Annotated in this window: 18 protein-coding genes, 1 pseudogene and 1 riboswitch; of the genes and pseudogenes, 10 read left to right on the top strand and 9 right to left on the bottom strand. The window is 63.7% G+C overall.

Going from position 1 to position 21,282, the window contains the following annotated elements; all coding sequences use genetic code 11:
• Positions 1–107 (bottom strand): pentapeptide repeat-containing protein (locus P4U43_RS18115; RefSeq protein WP_404800748.1); only part of this gene is annotated, 107 nt, incomplete at its 3' end.
• On the opposite strand from P4U43_RS18115, the gene P4U43_RS18110 reads away from it, so the two are divergent.
• On the top strand, positions 106–372 hold the full coding sequence (locus tag P4U43_RS18110; RefSeq protein ID WP_404800747.1) for a hypothetical protein: 267 nt from the start codon (positions 106–108) through the stop codon (positions 370–372). The two genes, P4U43_RS18115 and P4U43_RS18110, sit on opposite strands and share 2 nt — an antisense overlap.
• 80 nt (positions 373–452) lie before the next feature.
• Here the strand turns inward: P4U43_RS18110 and P4U43_RS14220 are convergent, their stop codons facing one another.
• Positions 453–1,409: an ABC transporter ATP-binding protein gene (locus P4U43_RS14220; RefSeq protein ID WP_277359318.1), complete on the bottom strand. Its 957-nt coding sequence runs from the start codon at positions 1,407–1,409 to the stop codon at positions 453–455.
• A 255-nt stretch (positions 1,410–1,664) separates the two neighbouring features.
• Between P4U43_RS14220 and P4U43_RS14215 the strand changes: the two genes are divergently transcribed.
• The 5 genes from P4U43_RS14215 (at position 1,665) to P4U43_RS14195 (ending at position 11,594) form a co-directional block, all read left to right on the top strand.
• Positions 1,665–2,309: a 50S ribosomal protein L25/general stress protein Ctc gene (locus P4U43_RS14215; RefSeq protein ID WP_277359317.1), complete on the top strand. Its 645-nt coding sequence runs from the start codon at positions 1,665–1,667 to the stop codon at positions 2,307–2,309.
• A 10-nt stretch (positions 2,310–2,319) separates the two neighbouring features.
• Positions 2,320–2,907 carry an aminoacyl-tRNA hydrolase gene (gene pth / locus P4U43_RS14210; RefSeq protein WP_277359316.1) on the top strand — a complete coding sequence of 196 codons (588 nt, stop codon included), beginning with the start codon at positions 2,320–2,322 and terminating at the stop codon, positions 2,905–2,907.
• A 338-nt stretch (positions 2,908–3,245) separates the two neighbouring features.
• On the top strand, positions 3,246–5,873 hold the full coding sequence (locus tag P4U43_RS14205) for a helix-turn-helix transcriptional regulator (protein ID WP_277359315.1): 2,628 nt from the start codon (positions 3,246–3,248) through the stop codon (positions 5,871–5,873).
• Between the two features lie 7 nt (positions 5,874–5,880).
• Positions 5,881–8,577, top strand: a complete 2,697-nt coding sequence (locus P4U43_RS14200) for a LuxR C-terminal-related transcriptional regulator (RefSeq protein ID WP_277359314.1) — start codon at positions 5,881–5,883, stop codon at positions 8,575–8,577.
• 338 nt (positions 8,578–8,915) lie between these two features.
• On the top strand, positions 8,916–11,594 hold the full coding sequence (locus P4U43_RS14195) for a LuxR C-terminal-related transcriptional regulator (RefSeq protein ID WP_277359313.1): 2,679 nt from the start codon (positions 8,916–8,918) through the stop codon (positions 11,592–11,594).
• Here the strand turns inward: P4U43_RS14195 and P4U43_RS14190 are convergent.
• The 4 genes from P4U43_RS14190 to P4U43_RS14175 form a co-directional block, all read right to left on the bottom strand.
• Positions 11,591–11,971 (bottom strand): Hpt domain-containing protein, encoded by a 381-nt coding sequence (locus tag P4U43_RS14190; protein ID WP_277359312.1) that lies wholly within the window; start codon positions 11,969–11,971, stop codon positions 11,591–11,593. The genes P4U43_RS14195 and P4U43_RS14190 overlap by 4 nt on opposite strands.
• Before the next feature lie 112 nt (positions 11,972–12,083).
• Positions 12,084–12,272: a hypothetical protein gene (locus P4U43_RS14185; RefSeq protein WP_277359311.1), complete on the bottom strand. Its 189-nt coding sequence runs from the start codon at positions 12,270–12,272 to the stop codon at positions 12,084–12,086.
• Positions 12,273–12,274: 2 nt separating this feature from the next.
• Positions 12,275–13,450 (bottom strand): glycosyltransferase family 2 protein, encoded by a 1,176-nt coding sequence (locus tag P4U43_RS14180; RefSeq protein WP_277359310.1) that lies wholly within the window; start codon positions 13,448–13,450, stop codon positions 12,275–12,277.
• A gap of 160 nt (positions 13,451–13,610) precedes the next feature.
• Positions 13,611–15,326 (bottom strand): FG-GAP-like repeat-containing protein, encoded by a 1,716-nt coding sequence (locus P4U43_RS14175; RefSeq protein WP_277359309.1) that lies wholly within the window; start codon positions 15,324–15,326, stop codon positions 13,611–13,613.
• Between the two features lie 18 nt (positions 15,327–15,344).
• Positions 15,345–15,419: riboswitch (cyclic di-GMP riboswitch) on the bottom strand.
• 430 nt (positions 15,420–15,849) lie between these two features.
• On the opposite strand from P4U43_RS14175, the gene P4U43_RS14170 reads away from it, so the two are divergent.
• The 3 genes from P4U43_RS14170 (at position 15,850) to sufU (ending at position 18,453) form a co-directional block, all read left to right on the top strand.
• On the top strand, positions 15,850–16,569 hold the full coding sequence (locus P4U43_RS14170) for a F510_1955 family glycosylhydrolase (protein ID WP_277359308.1): 720 nt from the start codon (positions 15,850–15,852) through the stop codon (positions 16,567–16,569).
• A 64-nt stretch (positions 16,570–16,633) separates the two neighbouring features.
• Complete coding sequence (locus P4U43_RS14165; protein ID WP_277359307.1) at positions 16,634–17,950, top strand: aminotransferase class V-fold PLP-dependent enzyme; 1,317 nt, start codon at positions 16,634–16,636, stop codon at positions 17,948–17,950.
• Positions 17,947–18,453, top strand: coding sequence for a Fe-S cluster assembly sulfur transfer protein SufU (sufU, locus tag P4U43_RS14160; RefSeq protein ID WP_277359306.1), 507 nt, complete (start codon positions 17,947–17,949; stop codon positions 18,451–18,453). The genes P4U43_RS14165 and sufU overlap by 4 nt, the downstream gene beginning before the upstream one ends.
• 52 nt (positions 18,454–18,505) lie before the next feature.
• Here sufU and nhaA read toward each other — a convergent pair whose 3' ends face one another.
• From nhaA to P4U43_RS14145, 3 genes are all read right to left on the bottom strand, one after another.
• Positions 18,506–19,852, bottom strand: a complete 1,347-nt coding sequence (gene nhaA / locus P4U43_RS14155) for a Na+/H+ antiporter NhaA (RefSeq protein WP_277359305.1) — start codon at positions 19,850–19,852, stop codon at positions 18,506–18,508.
• 112 nt (positions 19,853–19,964) lie between these two features.
• Positions 19,965–20,186: an SCO4848 family membrane protein gene (locus tag P4U43_RS14150; RefSeq protein WP_056548728.1), complete on the bottom strand. Its 222-nt coding sequence runs from the start codon at positions 20,184–20,186 to the stop codon at positions 19,965–19,967.
• Positions 20,186–20,683, bottom strand: a complete 498-nt coding sequence (locus P4U43_RS14145) for a DUF2505 domain-containing protein (protein WP_277359304.1) — start codon at positions 20,681–20,683, stop codon at positions 20,186–20,188. Before P4U43_RS14145 ends, P4U43_RS14150 begins: the two co-directional genes overlap by 1 nt.
• A 219-nt stretch (positions 20,684–20,902) precedes the next feature.
• Between P4U43_RS14145 and P4U43_RS14140 the strand changes: the two are divergent.
• Positions 20,903–21,282: pseudogene (locus P4U43_RS14140) on the top strand (transcription-repair coupling factor); the annotation flags it as partial.

Raw genomic sequence — 21,282 nt, 5'->3', positions numbered from 1 at the left:
AGGGTTGTGTCGAACAGGTTCGCACCCCGAAGGTCTGCACCGTCAAAGTCTGCACCCTCCATTTCGGCACCTTGGAAGTTTGCACCGATCGCTGAAACGCGGTGCATGGTCGCTCCCTCGAAGTTCGGCCCGCCCAAGCTCTTCATCCGCACGCGTATGCCGCACCACCAGGAACGTGCTCATGAGGCCTGCCAGGACCGCCGTGAAGGCATACCCCTGAAAGAACACCACCGCGCCTACCCCGGTTCCAGCCGGCAGACCGCGAAGGAAGAGGAACGCCGGATTGGACGCCGCCAGCTGGACGATCGCCGCCCGCGATGCCTCATCCGCGAACTGCGTGGCCACGGCGGTGGACGTGGCAAAGCCGAGTAGAGCGATGCCCGCGATCCAGATCGGCAGCGTCACGCGATCACGCCGGGCCTGGAACAGGACCAGCCGCAGCACGCCGGACATCACACGGCCCCGCTGTCGGTGCTGTTTGTAGTAGCCGGGCTGTTGTTGCCGCTGTTGGTGCTGTCGTTACTGTAGTGGCGCAGGAACAGGGACTCCAGGGATGGCGGGGTCACCGAGAGGCTGCTGATCCCCGGCTCAGCAATGCCGGCCAGGACGGCAGCGATGTCCGCGGAGTCGGCGTCGAACTCCACCGCACTGGTGCCCACGCTGACATTGTGGACACCGGGCAACGCAGCCAGCCGGAGGGGATCTGCCAGCCCCGTGACCCGGAAATGGGTGCGATGGAGATGCCGGAGTTCGCCCAGCGTGCCCGATTCCACCGCCGTTCCCCAGCGGATGATGGTCACGCGGTCACACAGCTGTTCCACCTCGCTCAGGATGTGGCTGGACAGCAGAACCGTGGCGCCGTCCCGGCTGACACGCTCAACCTGGCGGCGGAACACGGCATCCATGAGCGGATCCAGGCCCGCGCTCGGCTCATCCAGCAGGTATAGGCGGGCAGGGCGGGCGAATGCCGCTATCAGCGCTACCTTCTGCCGGTTGCCTTTCGAGTAGGTCCGCGTCTTCTTCCGCGGGTCGAACTCGAACTCCTCGATAAGCTCGCGGCGCAGCTTCTCATCGGCACCGCCGCGAAGCCCAGTGAGCAGATCAAGAACTTCACCGCCCGTCAGGTTGGGCCAGAGGCTTACATCACCGGGCACGTACGCGATGTCCTGGTGCGCTTTCACGGGATCAGCCCAGGGGGCGAGCCCGAAGACCCGGACGGCGCCGGCAGTGGGACGGATGAGCCCCAGCAGGATCCTCAGCGTGGTGGATTTGCCCGCTCCATTCGGCCCTAAAAACCCGTGCACCTCGCCGGGCGCCACCGTGAGATCGAGGCCATCCAGAGCCCGGGTGCGGCCGAAGTCCTTCACCAGGCTGCGGGCCTCAATGACAGGTTGTGCTGGTGCGTTCATAGGTTTCCCGGCTCTCCGAGCACCAGCCTAGCGGTGCCGGTATCTCCGCGGAAGAGCGCGGCCAGTGCCGGCATGCTGTACGATTGACCGTTGATGCCTAGGCGAGGGAACGCCTGCTCTGATTCCAGGGCATGTTCCGTTATCGACGGTGGCTGGCGGCTTTCCTGACAACGCGCATGTTCGCGTAAGGGGAGGGTGGCCGGGCTTCGTTGGATCGCTCGGTACAACCTCAAGAACCTAACCTCAGGAGACATCATGTCCGAGCAGAAGCTCGTCGCAGAACTGCGCACCGATTTCGGTAAGGGCGCTGCCCGCCAGGCACGCCGCGCCAACAAGATCCCCGCCGTCATCTACGGCCACGGCGCAGACCCCATCCACATCCTGCTGCCCGGCAAGGCAACCACCCTGGCAGTCCGCCACGCCAACGCCCTGCTGAGCGTGGACGTTGACGGCGAAGAGCACCTCGCCCTCGCCAAGGATGTGCAGCGCAACACCCTCAAGCGCATCGTGGAGCACCTTGACCTGCTGACCGTCCGCCGCGGCGAGAAGGTCACTGTTGAGGTCAACATCCACGTTGAGGGCGAGCCCAAGCCGGGCGTTGTCACCAACCTCGAGCAGACCACCGTCACCGTTGAGGCTGAGGCAACCCACCTGCCCGAGTCCCTCACCGTCAACCTCGACGGCCACGGCGTGGGCGACCACGTCTACGCCTCGGACATCCGCCTCCCCAAGGGCGTCACCCTGCTCACTGAAGCAGAGACCCTGATCATCAACGTCTCCTCACCGGTTGTTGAAGACCTCGGCGAGACCGCCACCGAGACCGGCGTTGACTCCGACGGCGGCGACGCCTCCGCTGAGGAAGCCACCGGCGATGTGGTTCCGGCCACCGAAGAGTCCTAAGCACCCACCAGTGCCTGACAACACCTGGCTGATAGCCGGGCTCGGGAATCCCGGGCCCGGCTATTCCGGCAACCGGCACAATGTGGGCCAGATGGTCCTCGACGTGCTGGGTGCGCGGCTGGGTGGCAAGTTCGGCACTTCCAAGGCACGCGCCGTCGTACTCGAGGGCCGGCTGGGAATAGGCGGGCCGAAGCTGATCCTTGCCAAGCCGCTCACCTACATGAACCTCACCGGCGGGCCCATTTCGCAGCTGGCGAAGTTCTACGGGATCGAGCCGGACCACGTGGTGGCGGTCCACGATGAGATCGACATCCCCTTCAACACGATCAAGCTCAAGATCGGCGGAGGAGAAGGCGGCCACAACGGACTGCGGGATATGAGCAAGGCGCTCGGCACCAAGGACTACCTGCGGATCCGCGTGGGCGTAGGCCGTCCGCCGGGCCGGCAGGAAGCCGCGGACTATGTGCTCCGCGACTTCAGCTCCACCGAAAAGAAGGACCTCCCGATCCTGCTGGAGGAGGCGGCTGACGCCGTCGAAAGCGTTGTACTGGACGGTTTGCTGACCACCCAGCAGAAGTTTCATTCTGCGGGAAAATAGCGGTAAACTGGATGAGCAGTTCCGAACAGGACTGTATGGCCTGATGGCCCCAAAAGCGGGGGCCGACGTTGGGCGGCCTCTGAGACTGGGCCACCCCCATCCCAACGTCGGTCCCTTTTTTGTGCCTGTGCGCGGTTGGTACACATAGTTGATAAATCAAGGAAACAATGGGTGCGGCATCGGATGATCGGGCGTAGTCTATTGGCCTAGCGCATGACGTGTTGGGGCGGACTGATGAATGAACTAGTGATGTCCGGTGCTGACGATGATTTGTCAGCACCGCCGGTCGATACTGTATGGCCACCAGGCGAAAGCTTCCAAAGCGCCGGGATCCCAGAATGTTGAACGTTCACGGCGAGTGGCCCCTCGTAGGCCGGGACACGGAACTGGAGGACGTCCGGGACGCCCTGTTGGACAGCAGCAGCCGGGGAGTGATTGTCACCGGTCCATCCGGAGTGGGAAAGACCGCGCTGGCACAGCGCATGGCGCGCCAGCTCGATGACTCGTTTGAACTCGTGTACGTCCGCGGTTCGGCACTCGCATCAAAGATGCCCTATGGGGCCCTCAGCTTTGTCCTCAGCGATCTCGACGACGCCATTGTGGACAACCCCCTGATGCTGCTGCGCGGATTACAGGAACTCTATGCGCAGCGGGACGACGGCCGGCAGACCCTCATCCTCGCCGATAACCTCGAGGAACTCGACTCCTCCTCCGCCATGGCGCTGGCCCACCTGGTGCGCGTCAACGCGGTCAAGCTCATTGCCATCTGCCAGTCCATCGACGCCTCCCCGGAGGAGTTCTGCGACCTCTGGAAGGACGGCGCGCTGCGGCGGATCGACCTCGACCCGCTGGACCTGGCCTCCACCACCAGGCTGCTCTCCGCAGCCCTTGACGCACCGGTGTCCCGGGCCGCCGCGGCAAGCATGTGGCAAATCACTGGCGGTAACCCGCTCTTCCTCCAGGCGCTCACCCGCGAACAGGTGGACTCCGGCGAAATGCTGGAGCGCGACGGCGTGTGGGTGGCCAAGCCGCTATCCGCACCGAAGACGCGGCGGTCAATGACGGACTGGATCATGGTCCGCCTGCGCCGGTTGCCCCCGGAGCAGCGCGAGGCGATCGAGCTGATCTCCGTAGTGGGAGCGATTCCACTGGACCTCCTGCTCCGCTTTGTCCCCTCCTCAGCCGTTGACGCCTTGCAGATCACACGGGCCATCCGCGTTGAGCGGACAGAGGTGCCGCTGGTGAGGATTGCAAATGGTCTTGTCAGCGAGGTGGTCCGCACCCAGGTTCCGCTGGGCCGCGGCCGTGAATTGATGCGCGCGCTCGCAGTGGAAGCGCAGGAGTGGGACATCCCCGCGCTTGCCCGCATGACCTTCGCCTCCTGGTGCATTGAATCCGGCGCTGACATCCCGGCCGAAAACCTGATCAACGCCGCCCGCCTCGCTAACCGGCACCGCCAGGGAGTGCTGGCGCTCCGCTTCATCCACGCCATCCCCAATTACTCCGCGCTATCCCAGGCGGTAATCGAGGAAGCCAGGGCGATGGGCGTCGAGGCCGACTTCGCCGGCGGCCTGACCGTCCTTGACCAGCTCCTCGAGACCCACGCCGAACCGCACTTTGAGGATTGGCTGGACATCAGGCTGCTGCAGTGCCGCCTGCTCATGAAAAATCCCAGCCGGTATGCCGAAGCCGAACCTCTCCTCCGGGAGGTCCGGCAACGGCTTGCAGCGGAGGCGGTCTCCGCGGACCTGAACGGCCTCATTCGGGATGTGGACGAACTCGAAGCCGAACTCGCCGGCTACAGCGGCCGCTACGCGGAGCTGCTGGAGAGCTTCGGCCACCTGCTGACCGACCACGCAGCTGAACAGCAGAACCCCGCACTCCTGGGGTGGCTGGCTGAGGCGCTGGCCATGACCGGTCGCCAGGACGACGGCGTCCGGTTGGCCTCAACCATCGTCGCCCGACTGTTGGACACCAGCACGGACTCCCTGCTGCAGGAAGCTGCGATGGCTCGGGTTTTCAAGTTGCTCGTGGTCTCCGGTCGCTGGAGCGAGTGCCTTGCCATGGCCGCCTCCCCGTCGAACCACGGCAAGGAGAGCGCCTATGACGGCTCGGCGTCGGAGTTCGCCGAAGGCTGCCTGCTCGCGTACGGGGGCCGCGGCTCCGAAGCGCTCGACAAGCTGCTCCCCGCGCTCAGTCAGATGCGGGTCCACGACCGGCAGCACGCCCTTCCCGTGGCCGAGGCGGCTTCCGCCTATGCCTACGCTCTGGTGGGGGAGGCCCGCGCCTCGCTGGAACACCTGGAACGAGCCGACCACCGGCCGGAGCGGTTGTCCTGGCACTCTTCACGCGGCGTTGAGTACTTCATGAGACTGGCCACGACCGCCACGCATGCACCGGCCGAGGTGGCCGAGCGGATGCTGCAGCTCGCCGATGAAGACCGCGCCCTGGGCAATCACGGTCACGAGCTGTTGTTCCTGTGCCAGAGCGTCCAGCTGGGCCTCGGTTCAGTAGCGGACAGGCTGGTGTCTTCCGCACTCGCCTCGCAGGGACCGTTCGCTGAAGTCTGCGCCTTGTATGGGAAGGGGATCGCTTCGAAGGACACCCACCAGCTGATGCTCGCCGCGCAGAAGGCCGCGGAACTCGGGAACTGCCGGCTGGCCGCCGATGCAGCGAGGCTGGCGGCCGAGCTTGCCCAGGAAAGTGGCGACCAGGTCACTGTGGCCGCCGCCGGAAAGGTGCTTCGCGACGTCGGCGCTCCCGGGGTTGCCGGCAGACGGGGCGCACTCGAATCGCTCACGGACCGCGAACGTAGCATTGCCGTGCTGGTAGCGCAGGGCCGAACCAACCGTGATATAGCTCAAGTTATGTGCGTTTCCGTACGGACCATTGAAGGCCACGTCTATCGGCTCTACTCGAAACTCGGGGTGTCATCGCGTAGCCAGCTGGCTCTGCTCCTGGAATAGGCGGCTTATGGGGGAACACACCGACGGCGGCCAGGATCTGATTGGCCGCGAAGACCTGGTCGAAGAAATCGCCTCTGTGCTGTCCGGATCCCAGTACCTGGGGGCCATCCTCGTTGGCGAGGCCGGCGTGGGGAAGACAGCGCTGGCGCGGACCGTGGCGAGGGAACTGGACGGCAGCGTTGCCGTGCTTCCCATCTCTGCGAGCCCCTCCCTGCGGAAGGTGCCCTTCGGAGCGCTCTCACCGTACCTGCATTCGCTGTCCATTAACGACGTCGGCTCCTCCGTAGCCGTGTACCGCAGCATCATGGCGCACCTGGAATCCAGCAGCAACGGCCAGAAGAAGAAAATGCCGCTGTTCCTCGTGGACGATTCCCACGAACTGGACGACAACACCAGCGTGCTGCTCTCCCAGCTCATCGCAGGCCGGCGGGCACGCGTCCTGGCGCTGGCACGCACGGCGCCCAATCCGTCGTCGGAATTTGGGTCCCTGCACCAGGACGGGCTGCTGCGCCGGTACCACGTGAGGCCGCTCGGTGCGCCCGAGGTGCATGAGCTGTGCCGGCGTGAACTGGGCGGCGACGTGCTGTCCAGCGTCAGCGCCACCCTCGCGCAGACGTCCGGCGGAAATCCCATGTTCCTGCTGGCCCTGCTGCGCCAGGGAAAACGCTCAGGCTACCTGGGCGTGCGGAACAAGGTGTGGCGCCTGGTCGGCCCGGCGCCGCCGCTGGACGTGAGCCTCGTTGACCTGATCAAGGTTCGCTTCCGGCGCCGGACGCCGGAAGAGCTGTCCGTGCTGGAGACGCTGGCGCTCGCCGAACCCATGCCGCTGGACGCGCTGGTTCACTGCACGGACCGGCCGGCCGTCACCGCGCTGCAGGAGGACGGCCTCATCGCCGTGGAAGGAGGCAGGGACCGGCTGGTGACCCTCAGCCATCCGCTCTACGGTGAAGTGATTCGTCAGGACGTGCCCGCCGGCCGCAGCCTGACCATCCGCCGGAAGGTGCTCGAGGTTCTGGACCACGATTCCAGTACGGCTGACGGCTTCCTGCGTTTTGTGGCGTGGGGGCTGGACTGCGGGCTGCCGCCGGATGACAAGACGCTGCTGCGGGCGGCGGTGGTGGCCAACCGCCTGCACGATTCCGAGTTCGCCCTGCGCGCTGCCCGTGCCGTGCACGAACCGAAGCTCCGCGGCAACGCGCTCGTGGAGATTGCACGCGCACAGACCACCCGCGGAAATCTGCCGTACGCGCGCGAGATTGTCGATGAAGTGCTCGATCAGTGCGAGAGCTTCACCCTGGCGAAGGAAGCGTTGCTGCTGTCCGTAGCACTGCGGGTCCATGGGCCGAACGCCCCTGAGACAATCCGTGCCGATATCATCCGATGGAAACGGATCGTTGACCGGATCGCCGCTGAAGCCCCTCCGGACAGCCCGGAGGCAAAGGTTGGGCTTGCCATCTCCCGGAACGGGTACCGAATCCTGGAGAGTTACGTGCTGAATTACGAGGGCAGGTTTCAGGAGTCCGAGAAGATCCTCCGGGTGGTCCTCGCGGACCCGTACTGCACCGACGAGGTTCGGCTCGCCGCCCTCAGCCTGCTCGGGGAGGCTCTCGGTTCAATCGGCAAATCGATCGAGGGCACCGAGGCCACGAACGAAGCCCTGCAGATCATCGCGGCCCATGGGCACAAGTTCCTGGGACACTCGGAATTTGTCATCACCCGCCACTTTGTCTCGATGGCCCACGCCGGGCTCTGGGACGAGATCGAGGAACTGCTGGACACACTGGTGCGCAGCAAAGCCAGCGGCCCCTCGTCCTTCACCGGCATCACGGAGCTATCCGAGGGGCTCATCGCGCTGCGCAAGGGTCTCATGGGAAGTGCCCGCACCGCGTTGATCCTCGGCGTGGAGGGCCTGCGGGAGTCCGATTCCAACCAACTCATGCCGATGGCCCTGGGGCTCGCGGCGTTTGCGTGCACCATGGTGGGGGACACCACGCGCGCCAAGGTGTACGCCACTGAGTTCGAGGCCGGCGCAAGTATCGGCACCCGCCAGGCGCAGCTCCTCGGCAAGGTGCACGTGGTCGCGGCGAACGCGCTGTTCCAGGGCGCTGCCCGGAGCATCGAGGAACTGCATGTGCTGGCGAAGCAGGCCGTGACTGACGGCATGACCGTGCTGGCCGCCGTCGCCTATGAACTGGCAGGACGGCTGGGGGATGAGCGGTGCTTTGAACCGCTGGCCCGGCTCACTGAGTCCTTCGAGGGGCCCGAAGGCGCTGTGATGACGGCGATGGCGAAGGCAGCGATGCAGAAGGACCCGAACGCGCTGATCGACGCAGCCGAGCTGGCGCAGTCCTCCGGCTATCTGCTGGTGGCCGCCGAGTGCCTGGGCAAGGCCGTGCGGTACCTCTCACTGCGCGGGGAGGAGCATAAGTCGCGGACGGTCCAGCAGAAGCTCAATACAATCATCGGGCAGCTCGAAGGGCTGCAGAGCCCGCAGTTCGAGGCGGTGCGTTCCACATCGAAGCTCACCCAGCGCGAGCTGGACATCGCGCGGCTGGCCGGTCAAGGCTATTCCAACAGGGATATCGCTGAAGCCCAGGGCGTGTCCGTCCGCACCGTTGAAGGCCACCTCTACCGCATCTTCGCCAAGCTCGGAATCACCAGCCGCGACGAGCTGCCGGGAGCTGATCCAGCGAGTATCGGCTGAGTACCCTACCCGCTACGGGGAGAGGAAAATCGGGTACCTACTACTCGTGCCTGGAGTGGGTTGTTTTCCTAGAGTGATGAGTGGAGCCGGCGACGTCGAAGCCTTCCCCAGACTAAGGCTCGTCCCCAGCCGTCGTCGGCTCCTTTTACACCCGTCCTAGGGGGACGGCACTCAGTCAGTAACCGATCCGTTTGATCCTCCGCTCCGAATCTGTTAGTCGGAGCGGGAGATTTAACCCATCGGCGCTTCACATGTCTTATTATTCGATTGAGGCTGCTATGAGGCCAGCAGATCCTCGATCGCTCACTCGTCCGCGAATCCGCTCACAAGGCGGTGCAGTGAACCGTCTGGAATGGGGGTGCGTTGGCATGGGTTCACCCTGGGTGGCCAGCTCAGCGCCTCCTGTCGCGGACCGGCAGCAGGCCGTCTCCGAGGTATCGCGGTCACTGACCTCTGCGTACCTCTTCGGCTCGGTGATTGTCGGAAAGCCGGGCGTCGGGAAGTCGAATCTCCTGCACGAGGTGCTTGACGGGACGGAATCGATTGGCCGGGTCATCTACCTGCGCGGGACCGCACTGTCTTCCGGCAAGCCGCTGAACGCACTGGCCTTCCTGCTCAAGGAGTTCGGCCTGAGCGCCGAGCAGGAGCCGCAGATGCTCGTCGAGGCGTTGGTGCACCACCTCGGGAACGTGCCGAACCAGGGCACGGTAGTCATCGCCGTGGACAATGCGGACAGCCTGGATGCGGTGTCTGCCGACGTTATTGCCCAGCTCGCGTTGAGTCTCTCAGTGAAGCTGCTCATTGTCTGCAGGGATCTCACGGACTGCCCGTCAAGCCTCATGACCTTGTGGTTGGAGGGCGCACTGCTCCGCATCGATCTCAACGAACTGTCGCAGTCAGAGGCCCATGAGCTGCTGGCCCAGACGCTCAAAGGGCCACTGTCCCGAAGCGCTGTTCATGCCTTATGGGGTTACGCAGCGGGGAACGCCCGGCTGATGAAGCTACTGGTCCATGACTTTGTCAGCTCCGGGAAGATCGTGCGGCAGGGGGATGTCTGGGTCCTTGGCCGAGCCCACCTTCATGTTTCGCACCCCACCGCCGACGCCGTGATGGCACACCTCGGTCCGTTGACTGACCAGCAGACCGCGCTACTCGAAACGCTAGCCCTGGCCGGGCACCTTTCGATGGGGATGGTCTCAGTTTTGGGGTCTGTACAGGATCTGGACCATCTGCAGGATATTGGAGCCATCCATCTTGCCCGCGACACTTCCCAGCTTGTGGTCACCGATCATCTCGTGGCTATTGTCATCCGGGAACGTGTGGGCTCCTTCAGGCGCCTCCAGCTACTGACGCGGGTCAGGCAACTTCAGGCCAAGAGCACAGTGCCGGCGATTCATCCGGTGCGCTACGCAGAGTGGATGATGGAGTGCGGTTTGTCGCTGGACGAGGAGTCCGGACTGCGAGCTCTGGCGTATGCCAATGACCATGATGATCCGACGTCAGCTCTCATGGTTGCCGCGGGCCTTGGCGAGCATGGAAGTACCCACCCGGCGCTGCGCCTGGAAACGGCGCGGGCTCATCTGGCTGCTGATGATGAGGGATCAGCTGTCGAAGCAATGGAAATGTTCGTGGTCGCGGCGCGCGACTGCCTCTCAGCAGAGGAGGAGAGGCGCCTCCGGAAACCCGAGCATCGCTCAGTGCGAGTCCAGATCGAGGTGGCGCGCTCCATCCTGGCCGGGCACGGCTGTGCTCCGGGAAGGGCACCGTCCCCTGCTTTCGTCGATGTCTCCGGGAACGATGAAATTCTCCTGGCGCAAGCTGAACGGGCGGCATCAGAGGGTCGCTACGAACTGATCAGGCCAATGCTCGACGGAAAGCAAGGGGAGTCCGGCACTCCCGTTTCTGAAATCGGGATCCAGCTCACCTGCCTGCTAGCGCTGGCCGATGCAATCAGGGACAGGCAGCATGAGGCCCTGGCCCTTGCCGCTGAAGTTACAGCCGGATTGCAGCACCTCCGGTTAGCCCACCGGATCCGTGCACGATTGATGTTTCGTGTCCAGCTGATCTGCCTCATCACCGGTCAGAAGGCCGACGCCGGCTGGACCGGCATCACACCCGAGCTTCACCTCACGTCCGGAGACGGCACGGCAGGCGAATTCATGGATGGGATTTCGCTCGCCCGGCTTGGACGCCCAGGGGAAGCGCTCGCAGTACTGGTTCCCGCACTCGCCCAGTTGCAGGTCTGGGATCCCGGCGGGCTGCGGTGCGTATGCTCGGCGGCAACGGCTTTCTGTCACGCGCTACAGGGTGATTTCGGCAAGGTGCGGCCGCTGATGTTGCCGCTGGAAGACAGCGAGCGAGTGACACCGGCAGGGCTGCCGCTCTTCACGCTCCGCTACTTTCGGGCGATGACGCTGGCCTTGCTGGGATCAACTGATCAAGCTGTTTCGATGTTGGAGGAACAGGCCGGCGAGGAGTTCTCGGCAGGGAACTTCGGGCTGGAGTTGATTGCCCGTGCCGCAGCACTGAGGCTGGGAACGAAATCCACCGCCCGTGCGCTCCTTGAAACAGCCAGCCGCACCCAGGGACCGTTCTCCGACTTTTGTTCCTTCTTTGGTGAAGGACTCACCATGAAGAAACCTGAGCTGTTGCTCGAGGCCGTCCATATGGCAGAGGACCTGGGTAATCATCTGTTCGCGGCGAAGGTCAGGGAGTCCGCACGGTCCATGGCCGTGGCATCGGGCGACCGGAACGTCACCCGACAGGTCCAGCGCGTCATCGTCAGCAGCGGGTTGCAGCTGAATGACGAAGACGCCGATGAACAGTTGAACCTGCTGACTCCACGTGAACGGGAAGCGGCGCAGCTTGTGAAGGCAGGTCTGATCAATCGGCAGATTGCCCAGCAGATGCACGTTTCCGTCCGGACCGTGGAGGGCTACCTCTACCAGATCTACGTCAAGCTCGGAGTGAGCAACAGGGCCGACTTGATTGCGGCTCTTGAGGGGGAAGCGTCCTAGCCGTACAGGGATGTCCGGTGGAGATATTTTCGGCTGAGCTGGTGGATTGTCTGGGTGCCGCATTCAGCCAGCGCGTCCAGCAGGTCTTTGGTTACTCCTGCGGTGCCCTGCCGCAATTCTGACTCGATGGCCTCAGCGACGTACTTGAGTTGTGTGGCGCCGATCATCACGGCTGAAACCTTGATCCCCAACAGTACGTTGACGGCGGCTGGGTGATCTCCCTCTGCCAGGGCGTTCCGTAGCCGCACGAGGCGGTCGTTCCAGATAAGGATGAAGTCCTCGACAAACCGGTGGACAGGTTCAGGACTGGGGAAATCTGACTCCATAGCCCACAACTGAGTCAGGTCCAGAAGCGGTGGAAGATCGTGTGCGGTCACCCAGCACCTCCTCAGGTCATCTCGGTTGCTTATTCGCATGTTCGACGAGCGTCTTGTTGCGCAGACCGGCGACGGCAGGACGGGCGCTTCAACGCCCGCCCTGCTGTCGTCGCTAGTTGCCGCTGCTGTCCGGAACCTCGGCGACGGCCTCGGAGCGGGGAACGATCCGGGCGATGGCCATACCGGTCGCCAGAAGCGCAAACCCGGCCAGGCCGACCCAGAAGATGTCTCCGGCGCCTGTGTAGGCCAAGGCCCCGGATCCCAGTCCGGCTGCCATTGGTGAGCTTGGATTGTTGTACATAATTACCACTTTCTTTCGGATCGCCGCATTACATCGAAATATGCACGGGCATGAACTATTTGGAGGAAAAAGTCGTAGGGGAGTTCGTATAAGGTGGTCGCAAGAATGCGATGGGTCCAGCCCTTGTCTTTGAGCGTGATGAACCGCTCAAGAACGAATATTCCGGTAATGGCGAGCCAGAATGGATGAATACTGATGCCGCCCATGGCAATGAGACTCCACATCAGGGAGCCGAGGTAGGCCAGGGTCACCAGGATTCCGGCCAAGCTCAGGAGTTGCCGTCCCCAATAGCCGGCGGTGACACGGGTGAGGCCGTACTGGAAACAGTTTTCAACAGCTCCACGCTTCCAGCGCAGTCGCTGTAGCCATAGCTCGCGCCACGTTTTCATGGCGTCGGTGACAAGCAGGCAATCGCGAGGTGCCAGGAGTTTCATGCCGACCGTCATGACAGCGAAACTCAGTTCGTTGTCCTCGGTAAGGACCGTGGTGTCGTAGATTCCACCCGATCCGTCTCCCGCGGGCAGCTCACCGTTCAGGCGTGCGTGGGAAATTCGTCGGAGTGTGCTGGTTCGGAACATTGCTGCGGTTCCGGTCACCACCAGGCATTTGCCTTTGAGGCGGCGGACATCCCGCGCGTACCGTGCGTATTCGTTGTCCTGTAGATGGATGAGGAAGCGTTCCAGGCGTGGAGTCCCGAGTTCGGCCCGGACGGCGCGGAACGTGCCGCCGACTGCGCCCAACGTGGGGTCGGCTTTGATGTGCCGCTGGGCACTGGAGATGAAACGGGAGTCAAGGATGGAATCGGCGTCCTGCACCAGCACCGTGTCATCATCGTGAAGTTCCGGCAGCAGTTCTGCCAGGGCCTGGTTGAGGGCACCGGCCTTCTTTGCTGAGTTCCCGGTGGTCTCGAAGACGGAGACAGAGGGTAGCTGAGCGTTCCGCAGGAGTTCAACGGTGCGGTCCGTGCAGTTGTCTGCAACGACGATGATTTCGTTCGGGCGGAAGGACTGCTGCAGAAGACCTTGTACCGCCTGGATAATGAGTACTTCCTCATTATGGGCAGGGATAAGTGCAATTACCCGGCTTCTCTTCGGGCGTGGAACAGCGAGGGTATGCTCCCGGCTTCTCTTCGGGCGTGAGGCAGCGAGGGTATGCTCCCGAGCCAGAGCAATAGACATTCATTCCCCCTCAACAATTAGTAATTGCTAAGAAGGATATTTATCTTTTAAGTGGATGGCACAAGTAATTCCTACGCGAAAGGCACGCGAGAATTACTCCATTTCCTGCTGCAAGTGCGGGATTACTACGTGGAACCTACGTAGGCTTACTTACGTGGTCTCAGGAGATGCTGGTCATGACATTCCATCCGGATCCGATCTTCACCTTGGATTTCCAGCCGCCGGTTCCGTTGCCCGGGTACAGGTACAGGGCGCCGTATTTGTCGCGTGCCATGACATCGACGTTTCCGTCACCGTTGAAGTCTCCGGGGCCGAGGATGGCGGTGAAGCCCTGCCACCCTGATCCGACTTTCACCCGGGGCTGCCATCCACCGGTTCCGTTTCCCGGGTACAGGTGCAGCGCGCCGTAATTGTCGCGTGCCATGACGTCGACGTTTCCGTCACCGTTGAAGTCACCGGGGCCGAGGATGGCGGTGAAGCCCTGCCACCCAGAGCCGATCTTCACCCGCGACTTCCATCCACCGGTGCCGTTGCCCGGGTAGAGGAACAGGGCGCCGTATGTGTCCCGTGCCATGACATCAACGTTTCCGTCACCGTCGAAATCACCGGGCGCGAGGAGGCTCGTGAACCCACTCCAGCCCCAGCCGATTCGAACTCCGGAGTGCACGCCGCCCGAATCATTGCCCGCATAGAGCCGCAACGCTCCCGACCGGTCCCGGCCGAGTACGTCAGGATTTCTGTCGCCATCGAAATCACCGGGGGTGAGAATGCTGGTGAAATCCTGCCAGCCATGCCCGATCTGGTTGCGACCGAGCCAACCGCCTGTACCGTTCCCGGCGTACAGCCACAGCGTTCCCGATGTGTCACGAGCAACGACGTCCGCCGTTCCGTCACCGTTGAAGCCTGTAGTGCTGTTCGCGGGTGTTACCGGGGGTGCCACTGGGGCTGGGGCTACTGGCTCCACTGGTGCTGGTGTTGGCTCTACCGGCGCTACAACGGGAGGTGCCATCGGAGGTGCCGGCGTGAAGGAGAAGTCGCGGATCACGACTTTTTCCGGCTTCACCATGGCTGGTTTGCCTCCTCCGCCGCCGGTCACCCACAGGTTGAAGTGGATAGCCTCTTTGGCCGGAACCGGAACCGTTGATCCTTCGAGCACGGTGCGTTTGAGCAGCTTTCCGGAATAGCCTTCTCCTGCGAAGGTCTCGAACGTGATTTTCCGAGGCTCCCAGACCATTCGATGCGTCAGTACCGCGTCGCTGGTGGCGCCGAAGGTGATCGTGTTGTTGCCCTGGCCCGGCGGTTTTGTCGCGTCAAACCAGTAGCCGTGCCCCTGCGTGACCGGCCAGGATTCGCCATACGCAGCGCCGCCGCCCCAGGCCGATGCCTCGCACAGGTCAATTTCGTTGTAGCCCGGGGCTGCAGCCGGATCATAGGTGAACAGGCACCCCCACACGACTTCCTTCTGCAGTAGTCCGATGTTCTTCTCAACGGTTGTGCTGTAGGTGCCGTAGCCAAAGCCCTGGCGGGTGGACTGGAACTCAGCAGCGACCGGCGCTTTCCCTGTCGGGTTGGAAAGCGTGAGCGTGACATGCCCGTTGGCGTCCGGGTCGCTCACATTCGCCGGGTTGTAATCCTTGGTGTAGTGCGGTGCTCCGTCCCAGAACCGCTTTTCCCAGTTGTACCCTTTCCAGGAGAAATCACCGGCGGGACCTGGATCAGTAGCCATGGAGGTGCTTTCGGTTGCCTGCGCCGGGTGGATGGCAGACGCCATGAGAACGCTCGAAACCAGCAGCACAGCGAGTGCGGTGAGCTTCCGATGCAGCGGCAGGACCGGGAGGGACCGGGTGCTTCCGGAAGTTCGGTAGACGTCAAACATAGCTGAGGCTCTCCGCTGTTCGGTAGCCCGGCTGACCCCTGGGGCCCCGTGGCTTTGCGACCCCGGCTTGCACCGGGTGTGCCGTTATCGATGAGCTGTTGACCCATGCGCACTACCGCTGGAATCAGCGGCTCTTCGATTATGAAAGGTCAATCGCAGGGAAGGATGCCGAAAAAAGCCAGCTATCCCGCAGGAAAATCACAAGTTCTGCCAAGGGGGCGCGGGTGCCTGTAGGCATTCCAAATACTGCCGGCGCTGAATTGGAGGAGGGCGACGGACGTTCGTACGATGGGAACCGGAAACGAAGACCAAAAAGGGTGGGCGGCAACATCAGAGTCAGAATGCGTCTTGGGTTCCCACACGCCGTCGTCAGCTCCAATTTACGTGCGCCGCGGTGGCGGCGGGCGTCGGGCTCGGCTGCCATCGCCGTCGTACTGCTGGTCCTCACCGGCTGTGCCGGGCCAGCCCGTCAGAGAGTGCGCCTGCCGGTGCGTCTCACTATCCCACTGCCCACATCCACGGGATGAGCGTGGATCCGGCCACCAACCGGGTGCTCCTGGCTACCCATGACGGATTGTTTGATGTCTCGGCGTCCCCGGCAGTGCAGATCGGGCCCAGTATTGACCTGATGGGTTTCACCGCTGCGGCTCCAGATGAGTTCTATGCGTCCGGACACCCAGGCCCGGGCTCCGACCTGCCGGATCCTGTGGGACTGATCCGATCCACTGACGGTGGCCGCACGTGGCAACCGCTGTCCCTGCAGGGCGAATCCGACTTCCATGCGCTCGCCGCTACCCACGGCGGAATCGTGGGGTTCGACGGCGAACTCAAGGTCACCGACGACGGCACTGAATGGCAGCCTTCCGCGGAGCAGTTCCCCACCCATCACCTCGCCGGATCGCCGCGGGGCAGCATTGTCCTCGCCACCACGGAGAAGGGCCTCCAGCGTTCCGCAGACGGCGGCGCAACGTGGGCCACTGTTGGTCATGCCCCTCTGCTGGTGTTCACGGCACTGTCTGAGGAGAAGGCGGCCGGAATCGGACCCGACGGCCGCGTCTACACGAGCAGTGACGGCGGTGTGAGCTGGGTGGCGCAGGGGAGCGTTGAGGGCGAGGCGTCAGCCATTGCCACGCAGGTCATCGACGGCTCGACCCAGCGCATCTGGGTTGCAACCCATGACAGCGTGCAGGTATCCAACGACAACGGACAGACCTTCACCGCCCTCAGGTCGAGCCGGCGATGAACGGGTCCACACCAACCTGCCGGCAGTAGACTGAATAGCGCACATTCGCCGTCGAGGGAGTTCCATGCCCATCCTGTCAGCTCCATCCCATCCGCTCTCGGATGAGGAAGTGGGCCGCATCCGCAATGACTTCCCGCTGCTGGGTAATGAGCTCAACGGCCGGCCGCTGGTCTACCTCGATTCCGGAGCCACCTCCCAGAACCCCATCAGCGTGATGGAAGCCGAGCAGGAGTATTACGAACAGCGCAACGCCGCCGTGCACCGCGGCGCCCATTCACTCGCGGTGGAAGCGACCGACGCGTACGAGTTCGCCCGCACCACCGTTGCATCCTTCATTGGCGCCTCACCCGATGAGATCGTCTTCACGTCAAACGCCACGGAGGCCCTGAACCTCGTTGCGTACAGCCTGTCAAACGCCTCGCTGGGACTCGGCGGTGACGCCACACGCCCGTATGCGCTCGGCCCGGGGGACTCCATTGTGGTCACCGAGATGGAACACCACGCCAACCTGATCCCGTGGCAGGAACTTGCCGCGCGTACCGGTGCTTCCCTGCGCTACATTCCAGTCGACGACGACGGCGCCCTCCGCCTTGAGGAAGCCGCCTCGGTGATCGACGGCAGCACCAAGCTGCTCGCGTTCACGCATGTATCCAACGTGCTGGGCATCATCAACCCGGTGGCTGAGCTGGTGTCCCTCGCCCGCGGCGTGGGAGCCCTGACCGTTTTGGATGCGTGTCAGTCGGTGCCGCACCTACCGCTCGATGTTGCCGCCCTGGACGTGGACTTTGTGGCGTTCTCCGGGCACAAGATGCTCGGGCCCACGGGAATCGGCGCCTTGTACGGCAGGGCGAAGCACCTGCACGCGATGCCGCCGTTCCTCACCGGCGGCTCAATGATCACCACCGTCACCATGGAGCGTGCCGAGTACCTTCCGCCGCCGGCCAGGTTCGAGGCCGGCACCCAGCGGATCTCGCAGGCGGTGGCGCTCGGCTCGGCCGTAAACTACCTGGCTGAGACGGGCATGGACCGGATCGAGGAGTGGGAACGGCTGCTGGGGGAGCGGCTGGTGGTTGGCCTTGAAGCGATCGAGGGAATCCGGGTGCTGGGTCCGCGTTCGGGTCAGCCCAGAATTGGGCTGGCGGCGTTCGATGTTGATGGCGTCCACGCCCATGATGTGGGGCAGTACCTGGATTCCCGCGGCATCGCCGTGCGGGTGGGCCATCACTGCGCGCAGCCGCTGCACCGGAAGCTGGGGCTGACGGCGTCCACCCGGGCCAGCACCTACCTGTACAACACCACCGACGAGGTGGACGCGTTCCTCACCGCCGTTGCCGAAGTCCGTTCGTTCTTTGGAGCAGCGGCGTCCGGAGCCTCGGCATGAGCAGCGAACTCGAGAACCTCTACCAACAGATCATCCTTGACCACGCGAAACGGCGGGTGGGGCAGGGAAGCACCGATCCGGCGTTCGGCGCTGGTTCTGTGCCTGAGGAAGAGCCGGTTGCCGGCTCGCCGGCAACCGGCTCTCTGGCGACCGGCGCATCGCACCAGCTCAATCCCATCTGCGGCGACGAACTGACGTTGCGGGTGTGGATTGCTGGTTCCCGCATCGAGCGGGTGGCGTGGGAGGGAGCGGGCTGCGCAATCTCCATGGCGTCTGCCTCGGTCCTCACCGAACTGGTCAGCGGAGAAACCCGCGACGACATGATGGAGCAGCTCGATCGTTTTCGTGAGCTCATGCGCTCGCGCGGGACCATCGTGCCGGACGAAGAGGTACTGGGGGACGCAGCTGCGTTCGCCGGCGTCTCCCGCTTCCCGGCGCGTGTGAAGTGCGCCATGCTCGCGTGGGTGGCCCTGGAGGAAGCGGTCCTCGCCGCGAACTCCTGACCGGCCCGTATGCGAGGGAGGGGCGCAGCGACGCTAGCGCGCGTTTTCGGCGTTAGCGTCGCGGAGGGTTGTCTTCGAAGAGATCGGGGATGCCGTCGTCGTCCGCGTCTACCTTTTCCGCCTCTTCGATCCTGCGGTAGCGCTTGTTGCGGGAGCGCAGTAGAGCGGTAGCGAGCAGCGCGGCGAGCAACGATGCGGTCAGGATGGCGACCTTGGCGTTGTCGTTCGGCTCCGACCCCTGAGCGAAGCTGAGGTCATTGACCAGCAGGGAGACGGTGAATCCGACTCCCGCGAGGATGCCGACGCCGAGGAGATCCACCCACCTCAAATCGGGGTCAAGAGTCGCCTTGGTGGTCTTGGTGATTGTCAACGTGGTCAGGAGGATGCCGATGGGCTTGCCCAGGACCAGGCCCAGGATGATTCCCAGGGTGACCGGATCTCCGAGCGCGTTGACGAACCCGTCGACGCCGCCAATTGCCACACCGGCCGAGAAGAACGCAAAAATCGGCACGGCAATGCCTGCGGAGAGCGGGCGGAAGCGGTGCTCAAAGGTCTCCGCGAGACCAGGCTTGTTTGGCCGGGGCAACACGGACTTGCCGCCCTTGCCGATGCGCAGTACCGGAACCATGAAGCCGAGCAGCACGCCGGCCACTGTGGCATGGACACCTGATGCGTGCATCAGCGCCCAGGTGACAAAACCGATCGGCAGGAGGATGAACCAGGCCGCCGACGTGTTCTTCCCGAAGAACTTGGGGTTCTTCTGCGCGAGGAACGCGAACAGCGCCAGCGGGATCAGCGTCAGCAGCAGGAAGGTGAACTCCACCTCTTCCGTGTAGAAGAACGCGATGATGGCGATGGCAATCAGGTCATCCACCACTGCCAATGTCAGCAGGAAGATGCGCAGGGCGCTCGGCAGGTGGGAACTGATGACCGCGAGAACGGCCACCGCAAACGCGATGTCCGTAGCGGTGGGGATGGCCCAGCCGCGAATGGTTTCCGGCGATCCGAGGTTGACGAGGACGTAGATCAGAGCGGGAACGATGACGCCGCCGGCAGCTGCTGCCACCGGAACAATGGCGCGCGCAGGGTTCCGGAGATCCCCAGCCACGAACTCGCGCTTGAGTTCGAGCCCGACCAGGAAGAAGAAGATGGCCAGCAGGCCGTCAGCGGCCCAGTTTCCCACCGAAAGCTTCAGGTGCCACGGCTCGTAACCGAACTCGAAGTCCCGGAGAGCGAAGTAGCTGTCCGCGAACGGCGAGTTGGCCCAGACAAGCGCCAGTGCGGCCGCAATGATCAGCAGGATGCCGCCGACGGTTTCTTTCCGGAGGATCTCGCCGATCCGGAGATGTTCGGGGTAACTGGACCGTCCGAGGACGTTCCGGGGCTGAGAACTCGACACGAGCGGCTCCTTCAGGGCAGGAAGAAATTATTGCCGACCAGACTTCCCGGCGCACCTGCTTAAGACCCTAGCAGGGGAGTCCGTACGGACGTGACGCACGTTACGTTGGGATTCAGGCTGCCAGCGTGCGGATTCCGATCACCAGGGTTGCTGCTCCCAGGATCATCGAGGTGGTCACCAGCATGAAGTGAACCTTGAGGAACCGGGTGGGTGCGCCGTTCTCATCCTTGGACCGCGGGTCCTTGAACACCCGACGGAGGAACGGCGGCCAGACAATAAGCGTCCAGAGCCCGGCGATCACCAGGACTATCGACAGCGCGAGGGGCAGTTGCATCAGCGGTTCTCCAGCCAGCTCTTCGCCTGGGCAGCCTGAACGTTCAGGGCCTTGCCGATGAACGGTTCAGCGGCGTCGGCAATCTTGGCGCCCATGAACGGAATGGACGAGGTTACGTTGCCTTCGAGGTCCACACGGGTGGAGGTGCCCTCGGCAACCAGGCGCTGGACGGCGTCGACCGTCACGGGCGCACCGGAGACCTTCATGGTGACCTTTGCTTCGCGGGAGCCGTCAGGCAGCGGTGCGGCCCAGTTCTCCGTCTGCGTCACGGTGATGGTCTCGCCGACGAACTTGCGGGCGAAATCCGGCAGTCGCGTGGTGGGCAGCGTGCGCACAGCGGTGAGGGTGAAAGCGGCGGAGGTGTCGCCGTCGACCGTCAGTGACTTCAGCTCCCCTCCGACGTGCTCACTGGTGTGCTTGAGGAACGCTTCATCAGTGAACACGTCCGTGACCGTCTGGACGCTGTAGGGCAGGGTGGTTGAGGTGCTGAGTGCCACTAATCCTCCGGGGTAGGTCTATTGGGTTTCCGGTACATCCTATGTGAGCGCTGGCTTCGAGCCTTCGTTGGGGTGTTTGCAGCTTCGTCCACAGGCGCCCTGCCGACCCGCCGAATACGAGTAGGCTTGAACTACTCCCCGGGATTCTTAGGAATTTCGGGCTTTCGTGTTGTCTTTTTCGTGCTCAGCTTCATTTCAAGTTACCCCTGAAGGAACGCCATGGCCCCCTCCGGACCCACCCTCAACGGACTCCGTGCTGCCCTGCAGGAGGACGCCTCCTTCGCGCGGGTGCGCACCAACGCATCCCGCAGGGTTGCCGACCGCAGTACCGATCTCGAGATCGGCGCACCCACCGGCCTGCGTGCCGCGCTGCTGGCGGAGATGGTGGACGGGCTCGCATCGGCCTCAAACGACGACGACGGCGCGCCGGTTGTTGTAGCGGTCACCGCCACGGGGCGGGAGGCAGAAGATCTGGCAGCTGCGCTGCGAAGCTACCTGCCGGCGTCGGGCATTGAAGAATTTCCGAGCTGGGAGACGCTGCCGCACGAGCGGCTCTCGCCGCGCTCGGACACGGTGGGCCGGCGGCTGTCGGTCCTGCG

Origin of the sequence: Arthrobacter vasquezii (assembly GCF_029455255.1) — a bacterium.
Classification (GTDB): domain Bacteria; phylum Actinomycetota; class Actinomycetes; order Actinomycetales; family Micrococcaceae; genus Arthrobacter_D; species Arthrobacter_D parietis.
This window is presented reverse-complemented; position numbering and strand designations above follow the sequence as displayed.